Source organism: Acinetobacter sp. 'aerobic (ED)' (genome assembly GCF_904886855.1).
GTDB lineage: Bacteria > Pseudomonadota > Gammaproteobacteria > Pseudomonadales > Moraxellaceae > Acinetobacter > Acinetobacter courvalinii.
The window spans coordinates 29941-56284 of sequence record NZ_CAJHGI010000011.1; the positions used below are offsets into that span (position 1 = coordinate 29941).

Here is a 26344-nt window from a genome sequence, read left to right on the forward strand (position 1 = left end):
AGGTCTTAAACTTGGTTTTGTTCACACAGCATCAGCAAGATTTAACGAAGTGATTGTTTTTTTTTGGTATGCTAAAGCCCTTAAAACGTACAAAAAGGTTCTATATGTTGTTTACTCGGTCTCAGCTTGTAATTGCTTGTACATTAGCATCAACATTATTCGTCAGTGCTTGCTCAAAAGAAAATTCAGCACAAAAACAAGATGCACTCACGGCAAGTGCACCTGCGACAGGTGAAGCTTCAACCTTAAATGAACGTAATGCACAGCAGCGTTTAGTCTCTACATTAGAAAAACATTTCAAGACAGCCAGCATCAATGCCAAAATTCTTGCCGTCAAGAAAACTGAAGTACCCAACCTGTACTGGGTGAGTCTGGAAGGAATGGGTTCGGTCTATGCCACCGCTGATGGCCAATACATTATTCAGGGTGATGTGGTGCGTTTAGGTGACAAGCAACTGCACAATGTCAGTGATGCATTACAGGCCACCGAAAATAAAAAGCATTTGGCTTCCCTCAAGACTGAAGACTTGATCGTTTATCCGGCACAAGGCGGTAAAGCCAAACAAGTGATTTATGTATTCACCGATTCAAGCTGCCCGTATTGCCATAAATTGCATGAACACCTGGCTGAAATTAATGCCAAAGGTATTGAAGTGCGTTATATCGCATGGCCACGTGGCGAACAATTCATGCCAACCATGCAGGCCATCTGGTGTAGCAAAGATCGTAAGGCTGCATTTGAGCAGGCAACTCAAGGTCAACCTGTGACTGCTGCAGAATGTAAGAACCCCGTTCGTGATCAATACCAACTGGGTCTGAACATGGGCGTAAATGGCACACCAGCGATTTATAACGTTGAAGGAGAATATTTAGGTGGTTACATGACCCCTGAAGAAATTGTTCAACGCTTAAACAAATAAGGTAAACATTCCTTTCAAAATAACAAAGACCCGGGCGACAGATGAAAGATGATCTTAGCCCTAGTGTCTCCGCATTTTTTTAGCTATGATCAAGCTTCATTAAAATGATTGAATATAATGGAGTGTGACGTGAAACCAGTTCGTCTGGCGATACTCGGTCTTGGTACTGTAGGTGGTGGAGCCCTTAAATTACTACAAGAAAATGCTGCGGAAATTAAACGCCGTACCGGTCGAGAAATTCAAATTACACACGTAGGCACACGCCGTCCACGTCCAGATTTACAACTCGAAGGAATTAAACAAAGCGATGACTTGATGGAGATCGTACGTCAACCTGATGTTGATGTGGTGGTCGAAGTCATGGGTGGCATTCATCCTGCGTATGAAGTCATCATGGAAGCCATTAAACATGGCAAACAGGTGGTGACAGCCAATAAAGCATTACTGGCTGAACATGGCAATGAGCTATTTAAGGCAGCAGAAGACAATGCAGTGCAAATTGCTTATGAAGCAGCAGTTGCAGGCGGGATTCCAATCATTAAAGTCATCCGTGAAGGTCTTGCAGCCAACCATATCGAATGGCTTGCAGGAATCATCAATGGTACAGGCAACTTCATTCTGACTGAAATGCGTGAAAAAGGTCGTGCTTTTGAAGATGTGTTAAAAGAAGCGCAAGAACTTGGTTATGCTGAGGCAGATCCAACCTTTGATGTTGAAGGCATTGATGCTGCACACAAACTCACCATTTTAGCTTCATGTGCATTTGGTATCCCGTTACAGTTCAATAAGGTCTATACCGAAGGCATCAGCAAAATCACCGCTCAGGACGTAAAATATGCCGAAGAACTTGGTTTCCGTATCAAGCACTTGGGTATTGCACGCCGTGCCGACAAAGGCATTGAGCTACGTGTGCATCCAACCCTGATCCCTGCGGAAGAGTTGATTGCCAATGTCAATGGCGTGAAAAATGCCGTACTGGTGCAAGCCAATGCCGTTGGCCCGACTTTATATTACGGGGCTGGTGCAGGTGCAGGTCCAACTGCCTCTGCTGTGGTTGCAGACGTGATTGATATCGTGCGTGATATTTCGTATACCGAAGATGGCGCTGGAACAATTCCTCAGTTGGCCTTTGAAGCACTCACCAATGTGCCAATCCTCAGCCGTGAAGAAATGACCACAGGTTATTACATTCGCCTCAATGCTGAAGACCAAACCGGTGTATTGGCAGATGTGACGACCATTCTGAGCCGTGCTGGTATCAGTATTGATGCCATCATGCAGCAATCGCGCTTAAAAGACCTGATTCCAATCGTGATTTTAACCGATCCGATCGTTGAATCTAAAATGGACGAAGCGCTTGCCCAAATTCAAGCATTACCTGCAATTCGTGGCGAAATCGTGAGAATTCGTTTAGAATCGCTCGATAGTTAATCAGTTTAAATCCCCTCACCCTTCTTCACTCAAGAATGGAACTGCTCTCTTTTGAAAGGGAGCCTGTTGAGCGGGATTTTTTCTCTACCTTATATTGGAACACCATCATGTCGAATGCCAATCGTTATACTGGTCTTGTAGATCGTTATCGTGACCGTTTACCTGTGTCTGCAACTACACGCGCAATTTCTTTAGGTGAAGGTAATACTCCACTGATTAAACTCGAGAACATTCCACGTATTATTGGCAAAAACGTCGAAATTTATGTGAAATACGAAGGTCTGAACCCAACCGGTTCATTTAAAGATCGTGGTATGACCATGGCGGTGACCAAAGCAGTTGAAGAAGGCTCTAAAGCGATTATCTGTGCCTCTACCGGTAATACTTCAGCAGCAGCGGCAGCTTATGCAGCGCGTGCAGGCATTAAAGCATTCGTGTTGATCCCGGAAGGCAAAATTGCTATGGGTAAAATGGCGCAGGCAATGATGTACGGTGCAATCACCATGCAAATCCGTGGTAACTTCGATGATGGTATGCGTTTGGTCAAAGAAGTGGCTGATCAGGCACCTGTAACAATTGTCAACTCGATCAATCCGTATCGTTTGCAAGGTCAAAAAACCATTGCTTATGAAATCGTGGAAGCATTGGGTCGTGCACCTGATTATCACTGCTTGCCTGTCGGTAACGCGGGGAACATCACCGCACACTGGATGGGTTATACCGAAGCTGTTGCTAACCAACCTGCGGATCAGTTCGAGCAAGTGATTTATGACGCTGCGACAGATCAGTTCACAGGTCCTAAACCAGAAGGTCTGCCAACCATGGTGGGTTACCAGGCTTCTGGCGCAGCACCTTTCTTACGTGGTGCACCTGTTGAAAACCCTGAAACAGTTGCAACTGCAATCCGTATCGGTAATCCACAAAGCTGGAATCATGCCAAAGCAGTGGTACGTGACTCTAAAGGCTGGTTCGATGAACTTCAGGACAGCGAAATCCTGGAAGCGCAACGTTTACTTTCAATGTACGAAGGTGTATTTGTAGAACCTGCTTCTGCCGCTTCAATTGGTGGTGCAATCCGTGACATCAAGGCAGGTAAAATTGCTGAAGGTTCTGTGATCGTATGTACCGTGACAGGCAATGGCTTAAAAGATCCAGATACGGCAATCAAGCAATGTGCTGATGCTGTGATGTTGTCCATCGATGCAACCATGGATCAGGTTAAAGACTCTATTCTTTCAAATATGTAAGTATCAAGTCTGAAATAAAAAAACCAGTTGTCCGCAACTGGTTTTTTTATGCGTTCACTTAAAATCAGTCATTTCTAGCGGCAATAAAAAACGCTTCCTGATGAAGCGTTTTTACATCAACCGACATTAAACACGTTTTGGTAAACTGCTTAACCAAGTTAATAAATTGGTTGCATCGCTATTGCGTGCTTGTGAACTTGGTGCACCCAATAACACGACCACAGCAGGACGTGAGTTCACCGTCGTATGCATCACCACACAACGACCTGCTTCATTGATATAACCCGTTTTTGACAGGTTAATGTTCCAGCCACCATTACGAACTAAAGCATTGGTATTGTTCGACTTGAGTACACGGTAGCCAAGGTTGAAGTCATAGGTTGGTGTGGTTGAGAATTGGCGGATAAGACCGTATTGCGAAGCGGTACTTACCAGAATGCCTAAATCACGTGCAGAAGAGACATTATGCGGATCAAGCCCGGTTGACTCAGCATAACGTGTCGAAGTCATGCCCAATTGCCTCGCTTTGGCGTTCATCGCTGCAATAAATGCAGGACGACCACCTGGATAAGTACGCGCCAATGCCGCCGCCGCTGGATTTTCAGACTTCATCAAGGCAAACAACAATGCTTCAGCGCGGTTCATCTTATCGCCAGCACGTAAGGTTGAGCTTGAGTTTTTACCGCCTGCACCTGCGAAATCAATCGACTCAAGAGTAATCTCTTCCGACATGTTTAAGCGCGCATCAGCAGTCACCACCGCAGTCATCAATTTGGTAATTGAAGCAATCGGAACCGACATGTTACTGTTTTTGCTGTACAGCACCTCACCTGTTTGTGCATCCATGACCAGCGCAGCACGTGCATTCACTGACGGCTGGCTGCTATAGCCAAACGTATCGCGAATCTGTGTCGATTGCTGCGGAGCGCTTGAGGATGAAATTGAAGCTGAACCACCGTTACGTAATGTTGTGGTCACAGAGGTTGAACCTTGAGGACCAATCTCTAAGGGTTCATCATCTTCCATTAACTGGCTCGCATCACTTGCTGACCAGTTTAAGGTTGCTGAACCACTCGCACGCGAAGAAGCTGGATTGTTATTCACAACCAGTTCAGCAAAACTTGTTGAACTCCACGCCAACAAGATAGACATGCTTAGAACATGCATGATAGATTTTTTAGAATTTTTCACGACACAATACTCAACTCAGGACGCTGCACATTTGCGCTTACCACCATTATGCCTTACATTTGAACAAATCGGGTAAAGCTTTTGTAGACACAATTGTGTACAACTATTCTCTAAAAACGAAGAATAGGATTGCTAATTTTGTCGTTTCATTGCAAGCTAATTTTGCTTTATGTAACAAAAAACCAGTGTTTTTGAAAAAAGGAGGTCTTCTTGATCACTGTTCTCGTTGTTGATGATCATGAACTCGTGCGCACCGGGATTTGCCGTATGCTCGAAGACCACCCCGATGTCGAGGTGATCGGACAGGCTGAATCTGGAGAAGAAGCGATTGCGCTGGTTCGCCAGAAACATCCCCAAGTGGTATTGCTAGACGTGAATATGCCTGGCATTGGTGGAGTTGAGACAACGCGACGTTTACTACAGAGTGCACCTGAAACCAAGGTCATTGCTGTCAGCGGTCTGGCGGAAGAGCCCTACCCATCCCTTTTACTCAAAGCAGGTGCCAAAGGCTATATCACCAAAGGTGCGCCAATCTCTGAGATGGTCCGTGCGATCAATAAAGTCATGCAAGGCGGCAAGTATTTCAGTGCAGATATTGCCGAGCAACTGGCGAGTTCTTACCTTTCTGACACCCAGCAGTCTCCTTTTGATGCTTTATCAGAACGTGAAATGCAGGTCGCGATGATGGTGGTGAACTGTATCAGTGCACAGGAAATTGCAGATAAATTATTTGTCAGCGTCAAGACGGTAAATACTTATCGCTACCGTATTTTTGAAAAACTGGCGATTGATAGTGATGTCAAACTGACACATCTTGCGATACGCTATGGACTGATTAAACCTTAAAATACTTACAATAATAGTCAACGCCTATGTTAGGGAAAATTGCTTCATCGGTCTCTCAGACCGTCTATCGACTGGGCGTTTGGTATAGCGGCTATCGGCTGATTATTGCCGTTAGCCTGCTGCTGATTTATTTGCTCACTGCCGAGCAACTCAGCAGTAATTATATTTATCCAAGCTTATATTTTTATACCCTGATCGCGTATATCACGCTGAATATCATTCAGCTTTTTGTCTTGCATCTGGTCCCTGTGCAGGTGTCCAGACAGTTGATTGTGATTTTTCTGATTGACGTGATCTGCTTGAGTTTAATCACATTTTCAGCCGGTGGGCCGAATCTGCAATTGAGCTTACTTTATGTCATCATTATTTTCTCCTCGGCTATTTTATTAAATTCACAGTTATCACTGATCATCACCCTATTTGCCGTGATCATGGTGGTTTACCAGCGCTTTTTGGGTGATTTCTTTGATGCGATCAATTTAACTCATCTCGGCAATAGTGTTTTTCTGGCCTTTTTATTTTTTGTGGTGCATGCGATTGGCCGAATTGCGGTTCAACGTTTTAAGATTTTAGAAACCCTCACTTTCCATCAATCGATTGAAATCCATCAACTGCAAAATATTAACCGTTATATTCTCGAGCAGATTGAAGACGGTTATCTGGTCCTGGATGAAAGCAACCATATTGTCCTGACCAATCCGGCAGCCAACACTTTACTGGGAATTTATCTACCTGTTTCTCTTGAAAAAACACCACTCATCAAATTACAACCGGATCTATTTGAACTGATCAAGTTTAGTGATTTAAAAGACGGTGAAGAGTTCAGTTTTGAATCACAACAAAGCCCGTATACGGTTCATGTTCGGGTTAAACATCTGATCGTTCCTGAACAAGCGCTGGTGTTACTGATCTTAAAAGATGCCCAGAAACTGACCCAGCAGGTGCAACAACTCAAGCTGGCGGCATTAGGCCAACTTTCTGCCAGTATTGCCCATGAGATTCGCAATCCATTGGCCGCCATTGTTCAGGCTAATGAGTTACTTAAAGACAGTGATGCACATCAGCAAGAAATGCTGTCACGCATGATTAGCAAGCAAGCCAAACGTATTGATAGCATCGTCCAAGATACTTTGGCGATGGCTCGCAATCGGCCAACCGAAGCCCAACCCATCCAGCTCACCTCGTTCTTTGACAGTTTATTGAATGAAGATCTGGCTGATGCCAAACAGATGATCCGGTTAAAACAACCAGCACAGACGACGATCGTATTTGATGAAAAACAATTACGTCAGGTGCTGATTAATCTGATCCGGAATGCGTTACGTCATAACGCCACCGATGCCCCCTTTATCGAAGTGGATGTTCATGAAAAAGAAGGTCGAATCTGTATTGATGTCATCGATTTTGGGATGGGTGTCTCAAAACGGGATATTTCTCAGTTATTCAAACCATTTTTTAGTACCGAAATTAAAGGAACTGGTTTAGGATTGTACTTGTCTCATACATTTTGTGAGGCGAATCATGCAAAGCTCACCTATATAGAGCGACAACAAGGAGCATGTTTCAGGATGGAATGCTCAAAATTCATAGATTAGATTAGGTTTTTCGGGGAAATGGCAACAAAACAACCACTCGTCTTGCTCGTAGACGATGAAGAGGATTTATGTCTTTTAATGCAGATGACGCTTGCGCGGATGGGCATCAAAACACATATCGCTTATCGGGTCGAACAGGCAAAAAAATTCTTCACTGAATTCCAGTACGATGCATGCTTAACAGATTTAAATCTTCCGGACGGGAATGGTTTAGACCTAGTGAAACATGTCACTCAAAACTATCCTAACACGCCGATTGCAGTGCTTACTGCCTATGGCAACATGGACATCGCCATCGCAGCACTTAAAGCAGGTGCCTTTGACTTTGTCAGCAAACCGGTCAACCAGATGCATCTGGATCAGTTGATTCAGAAAGCTTTGAACCGGCCTCAGCCAGAACAGGAAGCTGCTGAAACTGCTTTAGAAAACAAGCTTCTGATTGGACGTTCAGCACCGATCCAGCAACTTCGCATTGCCTTAAAGAAAATTGCACGCTCTCAGGCACCTGTGTTCATTACGGGTGAATCAGGTACAGGCAAAGAAGTCGTAGCCAATCTGGTACATCGTTTAAGTAACCGCAGCGAAGGGCCGTTTATTGCCATTAACTGTGGTGCCATTCCAACCGAATTGATGGAAAGCGAGTTATTTGGACACAAGAAAGGTAGCTTCACTGGCGCAACACAGGACAAGCAAGGCTTAATTCTGTCTGCACACGGCGGTAGTTTATTTCTGGATGAAATTGCTGAATTGCCGTTAAATATGCAGGTCAAATTACTACGTGCGGTGCAGGAAAAGAAAATTCGTCCGGTCGGTTCAGATCAGGAGATTGATGTCGATTTCCGTGTGATCAGTGCCAGCCATCAGGATCTGGAAATGCTGGTCCAGCAAGGCCGCTTCCGTCAGGACCTGTTCTTCCGTATTCACGTCATGGATCTAGTGTTACCGCCATTACGTGAGCGTGGTCAGGATATTCTGTTACTGGCCAATCACTTTATTCAAAAGATCAGTCAGGAATGGGAAGTGTCGGTGAAGACACTGTCTTCTCGTGCAGAGCAGTTCTTGTTACAGCAATATTTCCCGGGCAATGTGCGCGAACTGCGTAATATCATTGAACGTGCCATTACACTCAGTGATGATGAAACCATTGATCTGGCTCACTTGCAAACTGCGCCGTTACGTAGCTCAATTGCAAATCCGACGCCTGCATTTGCCAATGCACCGGCAGAAGAAATCGAAACGCCTCAACATTCTGCCAGTCCAACAATGAGTTCGAAAAAACTTCCACCAGAAGGTTTGGAGCGCTATTTAGAGAATATCGAAAAAGAGATTCTGCTAAATGCCTTGAATCTTACCCACTGGAACCGGACTTTAGCGGCGAAAAAGTTGGGAATGACCTTCCGCTCTTTACGCTATCGACTGAAAAAATTCGGTTTGGATACCGAAGATGATGAATAAGTTTTAATCATAAAGCCCCTTTGTTAAGGGGCTTTATTTTTTAATATCTACTTTTCAACACCAGATCAGTGACATGTTCCAGGTAGGTATCTTCTTTCATTTCAGGTGGCAAAGGCGAAATCTGGTTCGGCTGAATGCCTTGCCCTTCAATCATGTTGCCATTGGGGGTGTAGTAATGTGAGACCGTCATTTGCAAGGCAGCGCCACTCGGTAACGGGAACAGCTTCTGCACCACCCCTTTACCATAACTGTTTTCCCCCACGACCCAGGCACGCTTATGTTCTTTCAGCGCCGCGGTAAACACTTCTGCTGCCGAGGCGGAGCGTTTATTAATTAAAATGCCGAGTTTCAGATTTTGAAATTCAAAGGAAGGTAGGGCCTGAAATTGTTGATCACCTTCAGAACGGCTTTTGGTAGTCACAATCAGTCCCTGATTCAGGAACAAATCCGCTGACTCAACCGCAGCAGACAATAATCCCCCCGGATTATTACGCAAATCCAGAACCACGGCCTTGAGTTTGCTAGAGCTATATTCTTCGATTAAACGTTTAATTTCATTGGCAGTGTCTTGCTGAAACACTCTAATTTTAAGTACAAGTACCTGATTATGCATTAAAACAGGTTCAATATCGGTTTCTACTTTCTTGTTCCGGACCAGAATGGTGGTGCTGTTATTATTTTCAGGCTGGATCTGCACAGTACTGCCAATTGAGCCATACAACAGGCCTTGTACCTGATCCTGATTAAGATTTTTTAATTCCTGATTGTCCACTTTAATAATGGCTTGGCCATTGCGCAAACCCAGCTTGCTCGAATCAGAACCCGCTTTTAAATCCTGAATCTGCCAGGATTTAGCATGTACGTCATAATTTAAATTAAAATCGACCGAGGCCAGATCGCCTTCGGTATATTGAATCAGTTGACGATATTCTTCTGCCGACAGATAACGGGAATAACGGTCCAGACCACTGACCAGTCCTTTGATTGATTGCTGAAAGAGCGCATCGTCCGACTTCTTATCGACATAGTTATCTTTCACAATCCCGTAAATCTGGACAAATTGCTGAATCGATTCAATCGGGACTTCCGCCGTACGCGGCGCGTCTTCGGTCCATCCCGATGCATGGGTAACGGGTGCAGCATCAATACTATGCCCCCAACACATCAACAAACTTGCACATAAGGCTCGGTAAATGTTGTTGTGCTGGGTCATTGCTTCACCTTATTTTAAAGTAATTAAGTTCTTACCCTGCATTTCTGGCGGTACAGGAATGTGCATTAAATGCAGGAGTGTTGGCGCCACATCAGCCAATACTCCGCCTTCTGCAATAATTGCTTGCGTCGGGCCAACATAAATAAATGGCACCAGTTCAGTGGTATGCTGGGTATGCACCTGACCACTGTCATAGTCTTGCATTTGCTCTACATTACCATGATCCGCAGTAATTAACATGTGTCCTTTGTTTGCCATGACCGCATCGTAAACACGACCCAAGCAGGTATCCACCGTTTCAACCGCTTTTACTGCCGCATCAAAAACGCCGGTATGCCCGACCATATCGCCGTTGGCATAGTTCACCACCAACAGGTCAAACTCACCTGAATTGATGGCATTGACCAACTCATCGGTCACTTCATAAGCACTCATTTCAGGCTTTAAATCATAGGTGGCCACATTCGGTGATGGAATCAGGATACGCTTCTCACCCGGATATTCATCTTCGCGACCACCGCTAAAGAAGAAGGTCACATGTGCATATTTTTCAGTTTCAGCAATACGCAATTGGGTTTTGCCCAAATCAGACAGGTATTCACCAATCGAGTTTTTCAGCCCTTCTGGCATATATGCAACCGGCGCATCAATGCTGGCCTGATAACGGGTCAACATCACGAATTTAGATAAATTCGGCAGCACTTTACGTTCAAAACCGGCAAAATCCTTTTCCACAAACGCACGGGTAATTTCACGCGCACGATCGGCACGGAAGTTCATGAATACAATGCTGTCGCCATCTTGTACTTTGGTGACATCACCGATGCGCGTGGCTTTAACAAACTCATCATTTTCATTGGCTGCATAGGCTTGTTCCAAACCTTCAACCGCAGAATTGGCAACACGTACGGCTTCACCTTCTGTGATTAGACGATATGCCTGTTCCACACGATCCCAACGGTTGTCACGATCCATCGCGAAATAACGGCCAATCATCGACACAATACGACCCTGATTTGGATATTGTGCGAACAAGGCATCCAGTTTTTCTAATGATGGTTGCGCACTGCGTGGTGGTGTATCACGGCCGTCCAGAAAAGCGTGTAAATACACTTTTGCACCGCGTTTTAACGCCAGTTCGCACATGGCGACAATATGATCTTGATGCGAGTGTACACCGCCTTCCGACAATAAGCCCATCACGTGTACGGCGCCATTGGCTGCTTTAGCCTTTTCAACCGCATCCACCAGAACTTCATGCTCGAAAAAAGCACCGGTACGAATATCTTTGGTAATACGGGTGAAATCCTGATACAACACACGACCTGCACCCAGATTCATATGCCCGACTTCAGAGTTACCCATTTGACCATCAGGCAGACCGACATCTTCACCGGAGCCAGAAATTAAACTATTCGGATGCTTGGCTTTCATTGCCGTGAGGTTGGGTGTTTTTGCTGCCAGAAAGGCATTGTCATCAACTGCTTCACGATGTCCTACGCCATCCATGATTACGAGAACGTGAGGAATTTTGCCAGCATTTGCATCCGTCATAATGGACTCTCTATTTGTCGATCATTTGTTCGGTCTATTTTACCGAAGTTTAAGGTATTTCTCTATGACCCCACTCATGGCTTTCATCAATAGCGATGATAGCGCTCATGAATCAAAGTCCTTTATCTTGCTCGATAAAGTAAGTAACTGCCTACCATAAAGATGAGTACCACCGGCATCAGCACAAACCATGCTGGAGAAGGGGCATAAACCAGACTCGCATAGCCGAGGAAATCTTGTAAGTAGAAAAAGCCAAGTCCGGTAAATAAGGCAATCACCAGCCGGAAGCCCATCGACTGCTGTCGTAGCGGGCCAAAAATGAACGAGCAGGCAATTAACACCAGCGTAATCAAGGCAAACGGCGAGGTCACTTTTTGCCAGAAGGCCAATTCATAAGTTTTCGGTACTTGGCTATATTCATCCATATAACGCATAAAACTAATCAGCTGGCTTGGAGACAAATCTTCCGGGTCAAGGGTGACCATATGCACATATTTAGGCTGCAAGGCCAAACCCAGCGATTGCTGTGCATGATCGGTTTTAATGGCATTCCCTTGGGCCAGTAAATCAACCTGATGTGACTGTTCTAGCGTCCATTCGCCATCTTTAACAAACTGGCCCTTCTCTGCATTCACAAAAGACTGCAAACGGTAGTCCTGATCAAAATCGATCGACTGGATATTGCGTAACTGGCCTTTGGAGTTGGCATAGTCAATATAAATAAAACGCTGCCCTTCACGGGTCCAGTAGCCTTTGACTTCACCCAACGCCGCCACGCTACGTTGTTTCTTGATGCTTTGTGCCTGCTCATTGGTATAAGGAATTACCCATTCGCTCAGCACAAAGGACAATACAATCAATAACAGTGCCGAACGCATTACCCAGCCAACGATTCGCCATAAGCTAATCCCGACCGAGCGCATCACGATCAGTTCACTATTCGAAGCCAATGCACCCAGTCCCAGCACCGAGCCAATCAAGGCGGCAACAGGAAGGATTTCATAGAGATAATGCGGCGCTCCCCACATCACGTACAGGAAAGCCTGCCAGGCATTATAGTCGGGTTTGAGCGAGCCTAATTCACCTAAGTAGGTAAACAGAACCTGTAAGAAAGATAACACCAGCGTCGTGCCCAGCATGGCCAGGATCGTGGTTTTTGTCACATGTTTGGCGACTATTCGACGTGCTAACATCACAACCCCACTCGCTGAATACTTCTCTTAAATTTTGGTGCTAATTTTTGTTTACGCGCAAAAACTGCTGCGGCAATGGCATAAACAAGAAGAACCACTGGATAAGCCCAGATATCAAGTTCTTCCTTACTGATTCGGGTCTTAATCGCAATCAATAATACGATCAAGCTGGCAAAGATAAAGATCGCGGGAATCAAACGATAGTAACGACCTTGACGCGGACTCACCTCAGACAATGCGACCGCCAGCATTAAAGCCACGATAATCACAAATGGGCCAAACACACGCCAGCCCAGTTCACTACGCACGACAGGATCATCACGTTTTTCCCATAACTTGGACATGGACAAGGCTTCAACATCACCACTCTCAAATTTTACGTCTTTGTCATTTTCTAAACGTAAACGATAAGACTGGAATTCTGCCTGCGTGTAACGTGGTTGATTCGGATAAATCTCGTAACGACGGCCCTGAACCAGATCGACCACATTGGCGGTATCATTGGCCACTTCAACCCGTGTTGCTTCTTTGGCCAAAATCATGACATCAGGTTTATCTGCCTGATTGCCTTTCTGGTAGAAGAAAATATCTTTTAAGTTCTTGCGGTCTTCTGAAAGTGATCCCGCATAAATGGTATACGGCCCTGAAGAAATAAACTCTTTCGGACGTACCAGATCAAATCCGGTCCGTACTGCCTGGGTACTGGTCAGTTTTTCAAACTCGCGTAAGCCCCACGGCCCCATCCAGACCATTAAGCAGGTCTGTACCACCAGATATACCATGGTCATCGGCAACAGTAATCGGGCCAACTGATTGCGACTGACGCCACTGCCATTTAAAACCGCCATTTCGTGGTCGACATACAGACGCCCGAATACCAACATCAAGGCAATAAAGAACCCCAGTGGTAAGATCAGTGTTAAAAATTCAGGTAAACGATAGCCGATAATGCTAAATAAGATCCCCGCATCCAAACGACCTTGAGCTGCGACGCCAAAATACTTGATCAAACGACCACCCATCATAATCATGGTCAATAGACCAATAACGACGAGAGATGTCGAAACCACCTGTTTGACGAGATAACGCCGAATAATCAAAGTAATACTTCCAAAAGACCAATCGAAGGTAACGCTAGTTTACCCGAATGTTAAAAATATAAAACCTATCGCTTGTTGCGGATTGCAACCTCATATCTGAAAGTGTTTAATGGACTTATCTTTCTTTTTTACTCATTAGGTTCTATATAAACAATGAAATTTACACTTCAAAACGCATTCCCAACTCAGGCGTCTAGCGAATCTTTGTGGATTTTGGTTGATTCAGAACAATTACAACAGAACTTAAATACTTATCAAATCAACCATCTAGATGACATCCTTAACGCAAGCCAATATAAAGCCGGTTTTAACGACAACTTGCCGCTGCTTGCCAATATCTCTGTACAAGCCAATGCGCAATTATTAGGGCTAGGCAAAAGTGACGAGCTTAAAGCGACAAAATTAGCAAAACTTGCACAAAGCATTATCAAATCATCACAAAATAAATTTAAACAAATTAGTATCGATCTTTCAGCATTGCCTGCCGATTTACACTCCCTCTTTGTCTTGAGCCTTACGCAAGCGGCTTATAGTTATGACGAGTTTAAGTCGAAAAAGAATGAGTTTGTATTAGATACCATTCACCTGATTGCCAGCCAGACCACATTAGATGAAGCACAGTTAAAGCTGATTCATGCGGTTCAGTCGGGTCAAAACTTTGCCCGTGATCTGGGGAACCGTCCTGGAAATATCTGTTTCCCTGAGTACCTTGCAGATCAGGCTCTTGCGCTAGCCAAGCAATATCCAGACGTATTAAAAGTCACTGTACTGGATGAGCAGCAAATGGCGGATCTGGGCATGTATGCCTTCCTTGCCGTAAGCAAAGGTTCGGATCGTCCAGGCCGTATTGTCACCCTCGAATACAATGCCCAGATTGATCAAGCGCCTGTGGTACTGGTCGGCAAAGGTGTGACTTTTGATACTGGCGGTATTTCATTAAAACCAGGCTTGGGCATGGATGAAATGAAATTTGATATGTGCGGCGCAGCTTCGGTTCTTGGCACCATTCAGGCACTCTGTGAAGCCCAATTGCCTATTCATGTGGTGGGTGCAATTGCCGCTGCAGAAAATATGCCATCTGCTCATGCCACCCGTCCTGGTGACATCGTCACGACCATGAGCGGTCAAACTGTAGAAATTCTAAATACCGATGCAGAAGGCCGTCTGGTCCTGTGTGATACCTTAACCTATATCAAACGCTTTAACCCTGCTCTGGTGATTGATATTGCCACCCTGACCGGTGCCTGTGTGGTTGCGCTGGGTAAAGTGGTTAGTGGTTTATTCACACCAGATGATGAGCTTGCACAAGACTTGCAACAGGCAGGCGAACAGTCACTTGACCGTGTCTGGCGTATGCCAGTTATGGAAGAGTATCAAGAATTACTCGACTCACCTTTTGCCGATATTGCCAATATTGGTGGGCCATACGGTGGCGCCATCACGGCAGCCTGCTTCCTTGAACGTTTTACCCGTGACTATCGCTGGGCGCATCTTGATGTGGCAGGTACGGCATGGTTATCGGGTACCGCTAAAGGTGCAACCGGCCGCCCGGTTCCTTTATTGATGCAATTCCTGACAAATCGTGTTCAAGCGAATGGCTAAAATCAGTTTTTATCTCTTTGAAAACAGTCAGGAACGGCAAGTCGAAAGTGCTTGCCGTTTGTGTCGCAAGATTCTGAATCAGCATCCCCACATCTGGTGGTACTGTGCTGATCCAGACTTGCAAAATGAACTGGATGAACTGCTCTGGAGCTTTGATCCACAAAGTTTCATTGCGCATGGGATTGACCAGCCACACAGCCCAGTGTGTATTTCAAAAGATTTACCCCCCTCCAATGATTGGATCGTGTTTAATTTTAACAATCATGCACTTGAACAAACTCAAGATTTTCGCCACATTATCGAAATTATTGAAAATAATGAAACTGCGAAACAGATTGGGCGGGAAAAATTTAAACTGTATCGACGGTTGGGCATAGAACCTCGTACATTTAAATTATAAATTGGCGATAAAAAACATCATTTTAGGAGTGTCTTGTGGCATTAAATGTAGGTCAGGATTTTAAAAAACGCTGGTTAAATGCACCTGAGGCGGTTCGTCAGACCTATCAGGAAGATTTAGCACGTATCTGTGATCTGTTATTACCACAAACTTCGATTCAAACCTGGACGCAGAACGAGGAAAGTGCCCAACAGCGTTCTCAACAACGTATTGATCAAGCCTATGCCGATTTAAAAGCAGAATTGCTAGAACAGGCACGTATTCGTAAACAGCTCGCATTAGAAAAAGCACTGGCAGAAAAACGTGCAGCTGAAGCCGCCTATGCAGCCCAGTTACAAGCGGATGAAGCACGTCAGTTTGAGCAGCAAACCGAGAATCTAGTTGCCTTACGTGGTCATATCGATCAGGAAATTGCGCAACAGACCGAGCGTTACCAAACCAACCCGGAACAGCCAAGCATTGATTATGCACGCGGTCAGCGCATCGCGATTGATGATCAGCAAATTCTGTCTGAGCTGGAAAGTGTCCGTGTCCGTCTTGAACTTGAAGCTGAAGGCCTGATTGAGCAAGCAGTGACCGTGTTCCGCGCCAAGCTGCATGCACTGGCACAAGATGAAATTGAATATATTTTGAAGAACAGTGAGTTCTCGGACGAGAAATAATAAAAAGCCCAGTTTAAACTGGGCTTTTTATACTTGATCTTTTATTTTAAAAAACCGTTTTCAGCCAAGAACGCCATACTGATATTCGATTCGGTTTTCTGCTCAGCCGCCTTATCACCGAGCAACAAACGTTCGATATAACGTGCCAGTACATCCACTTCCAGATTCACTTTGCTTCCCACCTGCCAAGTGCCAATATTGGTACGTTCAGCAGTATGTGGAATCAGATTCAGGCTCAGAATATTGCCACGTAAGTGGTTAATGGTCAGGCTAATGCCGTCGACGGTGACCGAGCCTTTTTCAGCCAGATATTTTGCCAGCTCAACCGGAGCAGTCACTTCAAAATACAAAGAACGTGCGTCTTCGCGCACCAGGGTAATTTCCCCCAACCCATCGACATGACCACTGACAATGTGTCCGCCAAAACGTGTGGTCGGTAACATCGCTTTTTCAACATTGACCGCCTGACCGACTTTCCATTGTCCGAGTGTGGTACGGTTCAGACTTTCGCGGGAAACATCTGCCGCATACCAGTTCTCGCCCCACTCTATCACGGTCAGGCAAATGCCATTGGTGGCAATTGAATCCCCAAGATGTACATCAGACATATCCAGATCCGTCTGAATTGTTAGACGAACATCACCACCTACACTTTGTAGGCTCTGAACCTTACCTAAACTTTCAATAATGCCTGTAAACATGGGAGTTTCAACCTATCTTTATTGCAGTGTCTGCCACAGTGAATCAGATACCTTAAAGCAAAGAATCTGAGATAACAAGGCATCTCCCAAGCAAATACCCGCAAATCAAAAAGGGCGATCATCTGAGCGCCCTTTTGGTATTATTTATTGAGTGATGCATTTATTGCATTTCAGAGACTTGCTGTTCTGCTGTGCCTTTGGTTGCAACCTGATTCTTGATCAGGAAATGGCTAAAGAAGAATTTATAGCCCAACACACCTAAACATGCCCCTACGATTGGTGCAATGATTGGTACGATGAAATAAGGGATATCACGACCGCCGGTAAAGGCAACAGGACCCCAGCCTGAGAAATAAGCCACGATTTTCGGGCCAAAATCACGTGCAGGATTCATGGCAAAGCCAGTTAATGGGCCAAAAGAAGCACCAATTACAGCCACCAGTAAACCCACCAGAATCGGCGCCAAAGCACCACGCGGCAAACCATTGCTGTCATCGCCAATCGCCATAATCAGCCACAGCAATAACATGGTAATAAACATTTCCACCATGAAAGCCTGACCCAGCGACAATAGGTGATGCGGATAAGTTGAGAAAATTCCAGCCAGTTCCAGACTTTCGACACTGCCCCGTACCATGTGATGGGTCTGTTCGTAATCTATAAACAGATTACTATATAAGCCATAGACCAGCAAAGCCCCTGTGGCAGCACCTGCCACTTGAGCAATGATATAAAAAGGAACTTTACGTTTATCAAAGCCAGCAAATAAAGCCAGGGCGATGGTCACGGCAGGATTAAGATGAGCGCCTGAAATACCTGCAGACAAATAGACAGCTAATGCAACGGCCAAGCCCCATACAATGCTGATTTCCCACAGACCTAAACTTGCGCCTGCAAGCTTAAGTGCAGCCACCACACCAATACCAAACGATAAAAAAATTGCGGTAGCAAAATATTCGGCTACACATTGCCCCAATAAGGTGGGTTCCGAGCGACTCATAACAACCTCTCTTGGTCATCGCTGCAAATAGGCAAGACCCTAAATTAAGCTCGGCAAACTATATTTATTTTTGAAACCGGTCAATATGGTTTGGTAATTTTTTAAACGATTGGTCAAAAGATTTTTCTTCAAAAACACCTCTAAAACCAATTAACAAGCAGACTAAAACACAACTCAAACTCATGTTTTTATTTATTTTTTATAACCATGATCATTTTTTAGCAGTAGCGCTAACCCAACAGTCCAATCCAGTAAAAATACGAGATATTTACCATAAAAACAGACACTTATCATATAAACCGATTTTATTTATCTAATTATCCGATTTAACAAAGAAACTGAATATAAAAACACCACTTTTAAAAGTGGTGTCCTGTATTTTACCAAAGTGCCAGTTGGGTACTGTTCCCGGTGGTATCGACTCCGCCCAGTTCTGCGAAGTGATATAACTGCCCTAACAACTGTCGTAACGGCGGTCCTGACTTGGCATGCGTATCGGTAATCACGATAAATTCCAGAACCCGTGCCCGTTCAGACTGACGCTGTTTACTCACGCGATAGCGTGGTACATCCTGAGTCAGCAAAGTCACCTTACCGCGCTTTAAATTGGCGGTCAGCAAGTCTTTTGGCTCGATATTGCCATCGGTCGAGTAACTGGTCAAAATGTAACGCGCATTGATGGTTTCCAATAACTTTTCATAAGCCTCTTTGGCATATTTAGAAGAGTTATAAGGACTTGGCCGCTCTTTACGCCATGCCCGATCAATCCCGCTTTTAAAGCCTTTGGTATCCGGTGACGGTAAATCCACCTGATCCCATAAGGTCAAGGCATTGAGAACGTGATAGTTACTGCTATAGGCATGCTGGTTATAAGGCGGATCCAGATAAGCCACATCGACTTCGAAACCACTCATTTGATTGGCAAGATGCTGTGCATCCACACACCACATTTCAGCAGCAGGACGCTTAGGATCACCAATCTCACAGAAGCGGCTCGGTGTCAGCCACAATAAAGATTCAATCCGCTCCAAGGCGGTTTGGGTACGTCCACCCCAGCCCTGATGGAAACTTTTAAAGACACCACTGGTATTACTGACGAAACTTGCTGAATACAGTAGCGGTGCCAATAAAGCACTCATCTCTACATCATTAATTGCACCTTGCGCTTGCCAAGTTGCAATCTGCTGACGAATCGCATCAATCCGCATACCGTTACGGCGTTTGAAGAACAAACGATCACGGGCAGGATCATATACATCATCATTGCGCGGGCATAGATTATGTGTGACCCAGCCTTTAACTTCAGGCAAGCGGTTCAGATAATCGATGGCTTTTTGGTAGCCCCCCAATTCTTTAAATGCGGGTGCATCAACACAGGCCAGAATCGCATGATTCAGCGCATGGCTATACGGCTCCCAGTCGTTGGCAATCACACGATAGCCATTCTGGCGGGCCAAACGTGAAACCACTCCACTGCCTGCAAAAAAATCCGCAAAAATCGGTGGATTCTTTTTCTTGCTATTCAGTGTGCCGGTAATCTCAAGCGCTTCTAAAATCAGGTGTAGAAGTCGACGCTTATTCCCGAGATAAGGAACTAACTGATGAAAAAGATATTCGTCAGTCGTACGGGCCGCATGACGACGTTTGTGATAAACCGATGGTTCTGGATTCATATCAACTCTTGGATAGGGAGCAATCTCAGGCGAATGTCTTGCCCGAGTTGGGTTACATCGACCAACTCAAATCGTCGTTGTTCTGCCATTTTGCTCAATTCAGCATTGAACATCGCACGGGCAGATTGACCAAGTAAAGTAGGTGCAACATAACTAATCATTTCATCAACCAACCCTTGCTGTAAAAAGGCGGTGGATAAAGTTGCACCTGCCTCAACCAATACATCATAAATTTGATATTGTTGAGATAAGGTCTGCAATAATTGATTTAAAGGTTGCGGTGGCAATTGTATCACGCCTAAATCGGCAAGTTCTTGACGAAATGGTGTCATCACCATTACGGTTTCAGGATTTTGCAACATCTTGGCAGACAAAGGTAGCTGACCTTGGCGATCTAGCACGATTCGTTTCGGCTGTACTACTGTCGAAACATCAACATCCGCCAAAGTACGGACATTTAACTCGCAATCATCTGCCAGCACGGTTTGGATGCCTGTGATCACGGCGCCTGAAATTGCACGCCAATGCTGGACATCCTGACGCGCCGCAGTGCCGGTGATCCATTTCGATTCACCCGAAGCCATGGCGGTACGACCATCCAGACTCGAGGCCACTTTTAAACGAACATAAGGCATACCGGTCGACATAGCTTTTAAAAAGCCGAGATTCAGTGTTTTGGCATCCTCGACACAAATCCCGGTTTCAACTTCGATGCCTGCATTCCGCAATATCTGCACGCCTTTGCCAGCCACCAGCGGATTGGGGTCCGAGCAGGCCACCACCACCTTCTTGACTTGCGCTTTCACCAATGCTTCAGCACAAGGTGGCGTTCGACCATAATGGGCACAGGGTTCCAAAGTCACATAAGCCGTTGCATCTTTGGCAAGTTCACCCGCCTGACGCAGGGCAAAAACTTCTGCATGGGGCTGGCCTGCTCTAGGATGATAGCCTTCGCCAATCAGCTGTCCATCTTTGACAATGACACAACCCACATTTGGATTGGGCTTGGTTGAATATTGTCCAAGTCGCGCCAGTGCAATGGCACGATGCATCCAGTACTGCTGTTCGGATAAATGATCTTGGGTTAACTCAGACATGGTTTCTCTAATTTAGTTTTCATTTTCGCGTTGTTGCATTTGTTCAATCTGCTGACGAAAAGCATCGACATCCTGAAAATCCTGATACACCGAAGCAAAGCGTACATAGGCCACATGATCCAGTGCAAACAGCGCCTGCATGACGATTTCGCCAATGGTTCTGGACTTCACATCCCGCTCACCCAAACGGCGAATATGCGACTGAATGTCACTGAGTACTGTTTCAATCTGTTCTTGGGTAACAGGACGTTTCTGTAAAGCATGCATCAATGAACGACGTAATTTTGCCTCATCGAATGGCTCATTCTTACCATCCGATTTAATGACGCGTGGCATCACCACATCATAACTTTCAAATGTGGTAAAACGCTCACCACAGATGACGCACTCACGACGACGACGAATCTGACACCCTTCAGCAGCCAGACGGGAGTCGATAACTTTACTATCAGCAGCGTTACAAAATGGACAATGCATAGTTGCGCGATTATTTAATCTCTTCGCCTAAGTGTAGCAAAGTTTCTGCAATTGCAGAACCAGCACCCGGAGGGCATAAAAAAACAGCCCCATGAGGCTGTTTTTACATCATATCTTGTATGTATTATTCAATACGTTCGCCATGTTGACTCAAGTCAAGACCCATACGTTCATCATCAGCGCTAACACGGATCCCGATCACCAAATCAATCACTTTCAGAATAATGAAGGTCACGATTGCACTATACGCCATAGTTGCCAATACACCTTCAATTTGCACCCACAATTGACCCGCAAACGTTGGCGCGAGTGCCACATTTGCAGCCTTGATGATCTCATCGCTATAGAAGATGCCTGTCAGAATCGCACCAACAATACCACCTACCGCATGTAGACCGAATGCATCCAAGGCATCATCCGCTTTAAGCAGGCGTTTCAATGCGGTGATTCCCCAGAAACAGACCACACCACCGATGAGACCCATGATTAATGCGCCACCGACACCCACGAAACCAGCAGCAGGTGTAATCACCACTAATCCTGCAACTGCACCAGATGCACCACCCAATACTGAAGCTTTACCACGAATCACACGTTCAACAATCAGCCAGGAGAAGGCAGCAGCTGCGGCAGCAACTTGTGTCACCAGAATCGCCATACCTGCACGTGCACCCGCACCTAAAGCACTACCACCGTTGAAGCCGAACCAGCCGACCCAGATCAGGCTGGCACCAATCACGGTTAAGGTCAGGTTATGTGGCGCCATAGACTCACGGCCTAGACCAGTACGTTTGCCTAACATATACGCTGCAACCAGACCCGCAACACCGGCATTGATATGCACAACCGTACCACCAGCAAAATCTAATGCGCCTGCTTTAAATAACCAGCCATCTGCCGCCCAGACCCAGTGTGTAATCGGTGCATAAACCAGAATCACCCAAACTGCGATAAACGCCATAAATGCAGAATACTTCATACGGTCAGCGATTGAACCACTGATAATGGCAACCGTAATGATGGCAAAAGTCATTTGGAAAATAACGAACAGGCTTTCTGGAATGGTACCCGTCAAGGCATCGAAGGCTACGCCATTCAGCATGGCTTTAGCGAGATCGCCGACATAGGCCCCTGAACCGGAGAAAGCCAGCGAGTAACCAACGGTCACCCAGATCAAGCTCACAAGAATCGCTGCAGAAAGGCTGAACATCATGGTGCTAAGAACGTTTTTCTTACGCACCATCCCCCCATAGAACAAGGCTAAGCCGGGAATCGTCATCAATAGCACCAAAGCCGTTGAAACCAGCACCCATGCAGTATCACCCGTATCGACCTTTGCTTCCGCAGCAGGTGCGGGAGTTGCTTCCACAGGAGCTGGCGCTTCTGCTGCAACAATATCTGTTGATGCAGTTGTGGTATCAACCGCTACAGCGTGTTCAGTAACAGGTGTTGAAGCAGCATCTTCTGCCCAAACCAGCGCTGAACCACCTAAGAGTGCGCCAGATAGACTGAGCGCCATAAGCATTTTTTTCATTCGTGTCCCCCAACCTGATTTCGCGAGCTATTGCTATACTTTTAATAGCTCAGCAAAGTTTGTGCCAACTTACACAGCATCTGGCCCAGTCTCGCCCGTACGGATACGGATCACTTGCTCCAAATTGGTCACAAAAATTTTGCCATCACCAATTTTGCCTGTGCTTGCGACACGCGTAATCGACTCGATTACGGCATCAACCATTTCATCGCTAATTGCAATTTCAATTTTTACTTTTGGTAAGAAATCAACAACATACTCTGCACCACGGTACAGTTCTGTGTGACCTTTTTGACGTCCGAAACCTTTGACTTCAGTTACGGTAATCCCTTGAACACCAATCTCCGAAAGTGCTTCACGCACATCATCCAGTTTGAATGGTTTTACAATTGCAGTTACAAGCTTCATGTTTGTTTTCCTTCGGCTTATTTTCACCAGTAAGGTTTTATGTTCAATTTTCATGCCAATATTTAAAGGTTGGGGGTTTTTAAATATCGGACATAAGCTTTCTTTATAACCTATTTAGCCTTGAAGATGTAGATCGTCCATCGAAAATAAGTATCATTTGCCGCTGTTTAACTGGATTGCTAAGTCATATCCGCTTCTGGCCCGAACTGTGCTAGAGGATTGCGGCAAGCAGTGATACACTGAGCAGCAAACATACATAACTGATTGAGCCCCTTATGATTGAAACGCTTTTACAGGCTATTTTGCAGCAAGTCGATCAACCCAAAAAAGATTTAGAGAAAAATCTGCGCGCCTTGTTAAATGAGAGCATCGAAAAACTGGATCTCGTTTCAAAACAAGAACTTGATCGTCAAAGAACGGCACTTGAGCTTGCCAATCAACGCCTGACTGAACTCCAGCAACAAATGAAAACACTTGAAGACGTCATTCAGAACAAAAAATAAGCACCAACTCGGTGCATTTTGCACCCTTCAATGATTAAAAATAAAGCACCACAATGGAACAATAATAAGATGTCTTTTGCCAAGATCTACACCAGAGGGCTATTAGGACTACATGCCCCGCAAATTGAAGTTGAAGTACATATCAGTGCCGGGCTTCCTTCCTTAACCATTGTGGGTTTGCCGGAAGCTGCAGTGCGTGAAAGTAAAGATCGTGTACGTTCAGCCATCATCAATAGCGGTTTTCAATTTCCCACCAAGCGCTTAACCATCAATCTGGCACCCGCCGATTTACCTAAAGATGGTTCCCGGCTGGATCTGCCGATTGCTTTGGGGATTCTGATTGCTTCTGGACAATTACCGGAACACAGTACCGAAGGCTTTGAATTTATAGGGGAACTGGCGCTGGATGGACATTTACGTCCCATTTCAGGGGCATTAACCATCGCCATGGCCTGCCAGCAGGCCCGACATCGTTTGCTGCTGCCCTGTGGTAATCTGGATGAAGCAAGCCAGCTTCCCGATTTTGAAGTCTATGCCGCGCAACATTTACAAGAGGTGTGTGCACATTTTTCGGGCAATGCCCAGCTGGTAGCTGCACCACAACGGCCAAACTCAGCCACATCTGCCTATGCATTTGATCTGGCCGATGTAAAAGGACAGTTGCGCCCACGCCGAGCGCTGGAAATTGCCGCTGCGGGCGGACATTCTTTATTATTTAAAGGCCCACCCGGCACAGGTAAAACCTTATTGGCATCTCGCCTGCCTTCAATTTTACCGCCGCTCAATGCACAAGAAAATCTTGAAGTCGCCAGTATTTATTCAGTGGCCAATGCCCCGCACAGTTTTGGCCAGCGTCCATTTAGAGCACCCCACCATACCGCTTCAGCCATTGCGCTAGTCGGTGGCGGTTCCCAACCCAAGCCAGGTGAAATCACCTTAGCGCATCTGGGTGTTTTATTTTTAGATGAATTACCTGAATTTGACCGCAAGGTGCTGGAAGTATTACGTCAACCGTTGGAATCCAAGGAAATCGTGATTTCTCGTGCGGCACGGCAAATGACCTTTCCTGCGAATTTCCAGTTTATTGCAGCCATGAATCCTTGCCCATGTGGTTATGCCTTCAATCAGGACAGCCGGTGCCAATGTTCCCCGGAAAGTATTCAACGCTATCAAAACCGGATCTCTGGCCCATTGCTGGATCGTATTGATTTACATATTGATGTACCGCCGTTACAAGCTCAGGAACTACAAGACCGTACGCCAACCGAGAATTCTGCCAGTGTCCGGCAGCGTGTGATTACTGCCTACCAAAAACAGATCCAAAGACAGCAATGCTTAAATCAGGCTTTGTCACCGAAGTTACTGGAACAATATGCACTGTTAGATGACAGTTCGACCAAAATTATTGAGATGGCGCAGCAACGCCTTAACCTGTCTGCACGTGCCTATCATCGGGTATTGCGTGTTGCACGCACCATTGCGGACTTAGCCGAAAGTGATCTGATCTCAAGCAGTCATTTAACCGAAGCGCTGTCCTATCGGGGCAATCAGAGCTAAGTTTTTCTTTGGACACCCCAACAAAAGTATCCATCAAAGTGCGGGTACTTTTGTGAAGCATGATTTTAAAAATAAACACTAGAAGATGGAATCATCGCCACCAAGCGAGATCAATATTCCAGACAAGCAATCTGATCATTCCTCCCTAAACAACTTTCTCTCGGACTGGCGATTATGACCTACGACACGGTGCTAATTAGCTTAGGATTGTTTGCCTTCTGTGGTGGTCTGATTGACGCCGCAGTAGGTGGTGGGGGTTTAGTTCAAATCCCTGCGCTATTACATGCTTTACCCCAGCACAGCATGACCACCGTTTTGGGCACCAATAAACTGGCGGTATGGGCAGGTACTGTTTCTTCTATTTTTAGATATGTGAATAAAATTCAATTGGTCTGGAAGTTGCTCATCCCGACCATGCTATCAGCCTTTATCTTTGCCTTTATGGGTGCAATGACTATTGCACATATTCCCAAGCAATTGATGAGCTATCTTGTGTTGTTTTTGCTCATCTTTATGGCGGTTTATACCTTTCTCAAGAAGGACTTAGGCACCCATAGCCGCTATGTGAACTGTGGAGCCAAAGAAATTGCTCTAGGAATCTTTTTTGGTGGACTCATTGGATTCTATGACGGTGTATTTGGGCCAGGGAGTGGCAGCTTCCTGTTGTTCTTGTTTGTCAAAGGCTTTGGCTTTGATTTTCTCAACGCCTCTGCATCAGCCAAAATTGTGAACATTGGCACCTTTAGTTCAGCACTTTTATTCTTTATTCCTACAGGTCATGTGCTGTGGGAAATCGGCTTAATGATTGCAGTCTGTAATGTCTTGGGCGCCTTCGTTGGTGTATTTCTGGCGCTGCGCTATGGTAGTCAGTTTATCCGGATATTTTTTCTGTTCCTGTTAGTCTTTCTGATTGTCAGGATGGGATTATCTATAGTCTGAATCTATCGCAAGTCATTATTTGATTTGAACGCTCTCTCAAACGAAT

General features: G+C 45.5%; 24 protein-coding genes. 12 read left to right on the plus strand and 12 right to left on the minus strand.

Going from position 1 to position 26344, the window contains the following annotated elements:
- The first annotated feature begins 104 nt into the window (after positions 1-104).
- The 3 genes from JO943_RS17415 to thrC all read left to right on the plus strand — a co-directional run bounded on the left by JO943_RS17415 (position 105) and on the right by thrC (position 3598).
- The gene (locus JO943_RS17415; protein WP_202741406.1) at positions 105-920 is read left to right on the plus strand and encodes a DsbC family protein; all 816 of its coding nucleotides are present in this window, start codon (positions 105-107) and stop codon (positions 918-920) included.
- A gap of 129 nt (positions 921-1049) precedes the next feature.
- Entirely contained in the window at positions 1050-2351 is a 1302-nt protein-coding gene (locus tag JO943_RS17420; RefSeq protein ID WP_004773963.1) for a homoserine dehydrogenase, read from the plus strand.
- Positions 2352-2458: 107 nt separating this feature from the next.
- On the plus strand, positions 2459-3598 hold the full coding sequence (thrC, locus tag JO943_RS17425) for a threonine synthase (protein ID WP_004656353.1): 1140 nt from the start codon (positions 2459-2461) through the stop codon (positions 3596-3598).
- 126 nt (positions 3599-3724) lie between these two features.
- On the opposite strand, the gene pbpG is transcribed toward thrC, so the two are convergent.
- Entirely contained in the window at positions 3725-4789 is a 1065-nt protein-coding gene (gene pbpG / locus JO943_RS17430) for a D-alanyl-D-alanine endopeptidase PBP7/8 (protein ID WP_126687697.1), read from the minus strand.
- 210 nt (positions 4790-4999) lie between these two features.
- Here pbpG and JO943_RS17435 point away from each other — a divergent pair, with 210 nt between their 5' ends.
- From JO943_RS17435 to JO943_RS17445, 3 genes are read left to right on the plus strand one after another with little or no spacing between them, the layout of a single operon-like run.
- The gene (locus tag JO943_RS17435) at positions 5000-5635 is read left to right on the plus strand and encodes a response regulator (RefSeq protein ID WP_004773961.1); all 636 of its coding nucleotides are present in this window, start codon (positions 5000-5002) and stop codon (positions 5633-5635) included.
- 26 nt (positions 5636-5661) lie between these two features.
- Entirely contained in the window at positions 5662-7230 is a 1569-nt protein-coding gene (locus tag JO943_RS17440) for a sensor histidine kinase (protein WP_202741407.1), read from the plus strand.
- A gap of 18 nt (positions 7231-7248) precedes the next feature.
- Positions 7249-8685: a sigma-54-dependent transcriptional regulator gene (locus JO943_RS17445; RefSeq protein WP_202741408.1), complete on the plus strand. Its 1437-nt coding sequence runs from the start codon at positions 7249-7251 to the stop codon at positions 8683-8685.
- Between the two features lie 40 nt (positions 8686-8725).
- Here the strand turns inward: JO943_RS17445 and JO943_RS17450 are convergent, their stop codons facing one another.
- From JO943_RS17450 to lptF, 4 genes are all read right to left on the minus strand, one after another.
- Positions 8726-9898, minus strand: a complete 1173-nt coding sequence (locus JO943_RS17450) for a S41 family peptidase (RefSeq protein ID WP_032876010.1) — start codon at positions 9896-9898, stop codon at positions 8726-8728.
- Positions 9899-9907: 9 nt separating this feature from the next.
- On the minus strand, positions 9908-11452 hold the full coding sequence (gene gpmI / locus JO943_RS17455) for a 2,3-bisphosphoglycerate-independent phosphoglycerate mutase (protein ID WP_150957105.1): 1545 nt from the start codon (positions 11450-11452) through the stop codon (positions 9908-9910).
- Between the two features lie 122 nt (positions 11453-11574).
- Entirely contained in the window at positions 11575-12645 is a 1071-nt protein-coding gene (gene lptG / locus JO943_RS17460; RefSeq protein WP_005281054.1) for an LPS export ABC transporter permease LptG, read from the minus strand.
- Positions 12645-13745 (minus strand): LPS export ABC transporter permease LptF, encoded by a 1101-nt coding sequence (gene lptF, locus JO943_RS17465; protein ID WP_202741409.1) that lies wholly within the window; start codon positions 13743-13745, stop codon positions 12645-12647. The genes lptG and lptF overlap by 1 nt, the downstream gene beginning before the upstream one ends.
- Before the next feature lie 153 nt (positions 13746-13898).
- Between lptF and JO943_RS17470 the strand changes: the two genes are divergently transcribed.
- The 3 genes from JO943_RS17470 to JO943_RS17480 are packed head-to-tail and all read left to right on the plus strand — an operon-like array spanning position 13899 to position 16409.
- On the plus strand, positions 13899-15347 hold the full coding sequence (locus tag JO943_RS17470) for a leucyl aminopeptidase (RefSeq protein WP_202741410.1): 1449 nt from the start codon (positions 13899-13901) through the stop codon (positions 15345-15347).
- Positions 15340-15747 (plus strand): DNA polymerase III subunit chi, encoded by a 408-nt coding sequence (locus JO943_RS17475; protein WP_005281060.1) that lies wholly within the window; start codon positions 15340-15342, stop codon positions 15745-15747. Before JO943_RS17470 ends, JO943_RS17475 begins: the two co-directional genes overlap by 8 nt.
- Positions 15748-15782: 35 nt before the next feature.
- Positions 15783-16409, plus strand: coding sequence for a hypothetical protein (locus JO943_RS17480; RefSeq protein WP_032871241.1), 627 nt, complete (start codon positions 15783-15785; stop codon positions 16407-16409).
- Between the two features lie 41 nt (positions 16410-16450).
- Here the strand turns inward: JO943_RS17480 and JO943_RS17485 are convergent, their stop codons facing one another.
- The 7 genes from JO943_RS17485 to glnK all read right to left on the minus strand — a co-directional run bounded on the left by JO943_RS17485 (position 16451) and on the right by glnK (position 23299).
- Positions 16451-17110, minus strand: a complete 660-nt coding sequence (locus tag JO943_RS17485) for a riboflavin synthase (protein WP_005226330.1) — start codon at positions 17108-17110, stop codon at positions 16451-16453.
- Positions 17111-17270: 160 nt separating this feature from the next.
- Positions 17271-18110 carry an MIP/aquaporin family protein gene (locus JO943_RS17490; RefSeq protein WP_202741411.1) on the minus strand — a complete coding sequence of 280 codons (840 nt, stop codon included), beginning with the start codon at positions 18108-18110 and terminating at the stop codon, positions 17271-17273.
- Between the two features lie 380 nt (positions 18111-18490).
- The gene (locus JO943_RS17495; RefSeq protein WP_004773949.1) at positions 18491-19783 is read right to left on the minus strand and encodes a DNA adenine methylase; all 1293 of its coding nucleotides are present in this window, start codon (positions 19781-19783) and stop codon (positions 18491-18493) included.
- Positions 19780-20880: a bifunctional diaminohydroxyphosphoribosylaminopyrimidine deaminase/5-amino-6-(5-phosphoribosylamino)uracil reductase RibD gene (ribD, locus tag JO943_RS17500; protein ID WP_199950281.1), complete on the minus strand. Its 1101-nt coding sequence runs from the start codon at positions 20878-20880 to the stop codon at positions 19780-19782. Before ribD ends, JO943_RS17495 begins: the two co-directional genes overlap by 4 nt.
- A 12-nt stretch (positions 20881-20892) precedes the next feature.
- Entirely contained in the window at positions 20893-21357 is a 465-nt protein-coding gene (gene nrdR, locus JO943_RS17505; RefSeq protein WP_005226327.1) for a transcriptional regulator NrdR, read from the minus strand.
- A 124-nt stretch (positions 21358-21481) separates the two neighbouring features.
- The gene (locus JO943_RS17510; RefSeq protein ID WP_009508419.1) at positions 21482-22891 is read right to left on the minus strand and encodes an ammonium transporter; all 1410 of its coding nucleotides are present in this window, start codon (positions 22889-22891) and stop codon (positions 21482-21484) included.
- Positions 22892-22960: 69 nt separating this feature from the next.
- On the minus strand, positions 22961-23299 hold the full coding sequence (gene glnK / locus JO943_RS17515; RefSeq protein ID WP_004656379.1) for a P-II family nitrogen regulator: 339 nt from the start codon (positions 23297-23299) through the stop codon (positions 22961-22963).
- 275 nt (positions 23300-23574) lie between these two features.
- Here glnK and JO943_RS17520 point away from each other — a divergent pair, with 275 nt between their 5' ends.
- The 3 genes from JO943_RS17520 to JO943_RS17530 all read left to right on the plus strand — a co-directional run bounded on the left by JO943_RS17520 (position 23575) and on the right by JO943_RS17530 (position 26298).
- On the plus strand, positions 23575-23802 hold the full coding sequence (locus JO943_RS17520) for an accessory factor UbiK family protein (protein ID WP_005226325.1): 228 nt from the start codon (positions 23575-23577) through the stop codon (positions 23800-23802).
- Between the two features lie 69 nt (positions 23803-23871).
- The gene (locus JO943_RS17525; protein WP_202741426.1) at positions 23872-25359 is read left to right on the plus strand and encodes a YifB family Mg chelatase-like AAA ATPase; all 1488 of its coding nucleotides are present in this window, start codon (positions 23872-23874) and stop codon (positions 25357-25359) included.
- 174 nt (positions 25360-25533) lie between these two features.
- Positions 25534-26298 (plus strand): sulfite exporter TauE/SafE family protein, encoded by a 765-nt coding sequence (locus JO943_RS17530; RefSeq protein WP_005226317.1) that lies wholly within the window; start codon positions 25534-25536, stop codon positions 26296-26298.
- Positions 26299-26344 lie beyond the last annotated feature (46 nt).

Coding starts and splice junctions, on each gene's coding strand:
- JO943_RS17415 (WP_202741406.1), top strand. CDS start 105: ATGTTGTTTACTCGGTCTCAGCTTGTAATTGCTTGTACATTAGCATCA.
- thrC (WP_004656353.1), top strand. CDS start 2,459: ATGTCGAATGCCAATCGTTATACTGGTCTTGTAGATCGTTATCGTGAC.
- JO943_RS17440 (WP_202741407.1), top strand. CDS start 5,662: ATGTTAGGGAAAATTGCTTCATCGGTCTCTCAGACCGTCTATCGACTG.
- JO943_RS17445 (WP_202741408.1), top strand. CDS start 7,249: ATGGCAACAAAACAACCACTCGTCTTGCTCGTAGACGATGAAGAGGAT.
- JO943_RS17450 (WP_032876010.1), bottom strand. CDS start 9,898: ATGACCCAGCACAACAACATTTACCGAGCCTTATGTGCAAGTTTGTTG.
- gpmI (WP_150957105.1), bottom strand. CDS start 11,452: ATGACGGATGCAAATGCTGGCAAAATTCCTCACGTTCTCGTAATCATG.
- lptG (WP_005281054.1), bottom strand. CDS start 12,645: ATGTTAGCACGTCGAATAGTCGCCAAACATGTGACAAAAACCACGATC.
- JO943_RS17470 (WP_202741410.1), top strand. CDS start 13,899: ATGAAATTTACACTTCAAAACGCATTCCCAACTCAGGCGTCTAGCGAA.
- JO943_RS17475 (WP_005281060.1), top strand. CDS start 15,340: ATGGCTAAAATCAGTTTTTATCTCTTTGAAAACAGTCAGGAACGGCAA.
- JO943_RS17485 (WP_005226330.1), bottom strand. CDS start 17,110: ATGTTTACAGGCATTATTGAAAGTTTAGGTAAGGTTCAGAGCCTACAA.
- JO943_RS17490 (WP_202741411.1), bottom strand. CDS start 18,110: ATGAGTCGCTCGGAACCCACCTTATTGGGGCAATGTGTAGCCGAATAT.
- JO943_RS17495 (WP_004773949.1), bottom strand. CDS start 19,783: ATGAATCCAGAACCATCGGTTTATCACAAACGTCGTCATGCGGCCCGT.
- ribD (WP_199950281.1), bottom strand. CDS start 20,880: ATGTCTGAGTTAACCCAAGATCATTTATCCGAACAGCAGTACTGGATG.
- nrdR (WP_005226327.1), bottom strand. CDS start 21,357: ATGCATTGTCCATTTTGTAACGCTGCTGATAGTAAAGTTATCGACTCC.
- JO943_RS17510 (WP_009508419.1), bottom strand. CDS start 22,891: ATGAAAAAAATGCTTATGGCGCTCAGTCTATCTGGCGCACTCTTAGGT.
- glnK (WP_004656379.1), bottom strand. CDS start 23,299: ATGAAGCTTGTAACTGCAATTGTAAAACCATTCAAACTGGATGATGTG.
- JO943_RS17520 (WP_005226325.1), top strand. CDS start 23,575: ATGATTGAAACGCTTTTACAGGCTATTTTGCAGCAAGTCGATCAACCC.
- JO943_RS17525 (WP_202741426.1), top strand. CDS start 23,872: ATGTCTTTTGCCAAGATCTACACCAGAGGGCTATTAGGACTACATGCC.
- JO943_RS17530 (WP_005226317.1), top strand. CDS start 25,534: ATGACCTACGACACGGTGCTAATTAGCTTAGGATTGTTTGCCTTCTGT.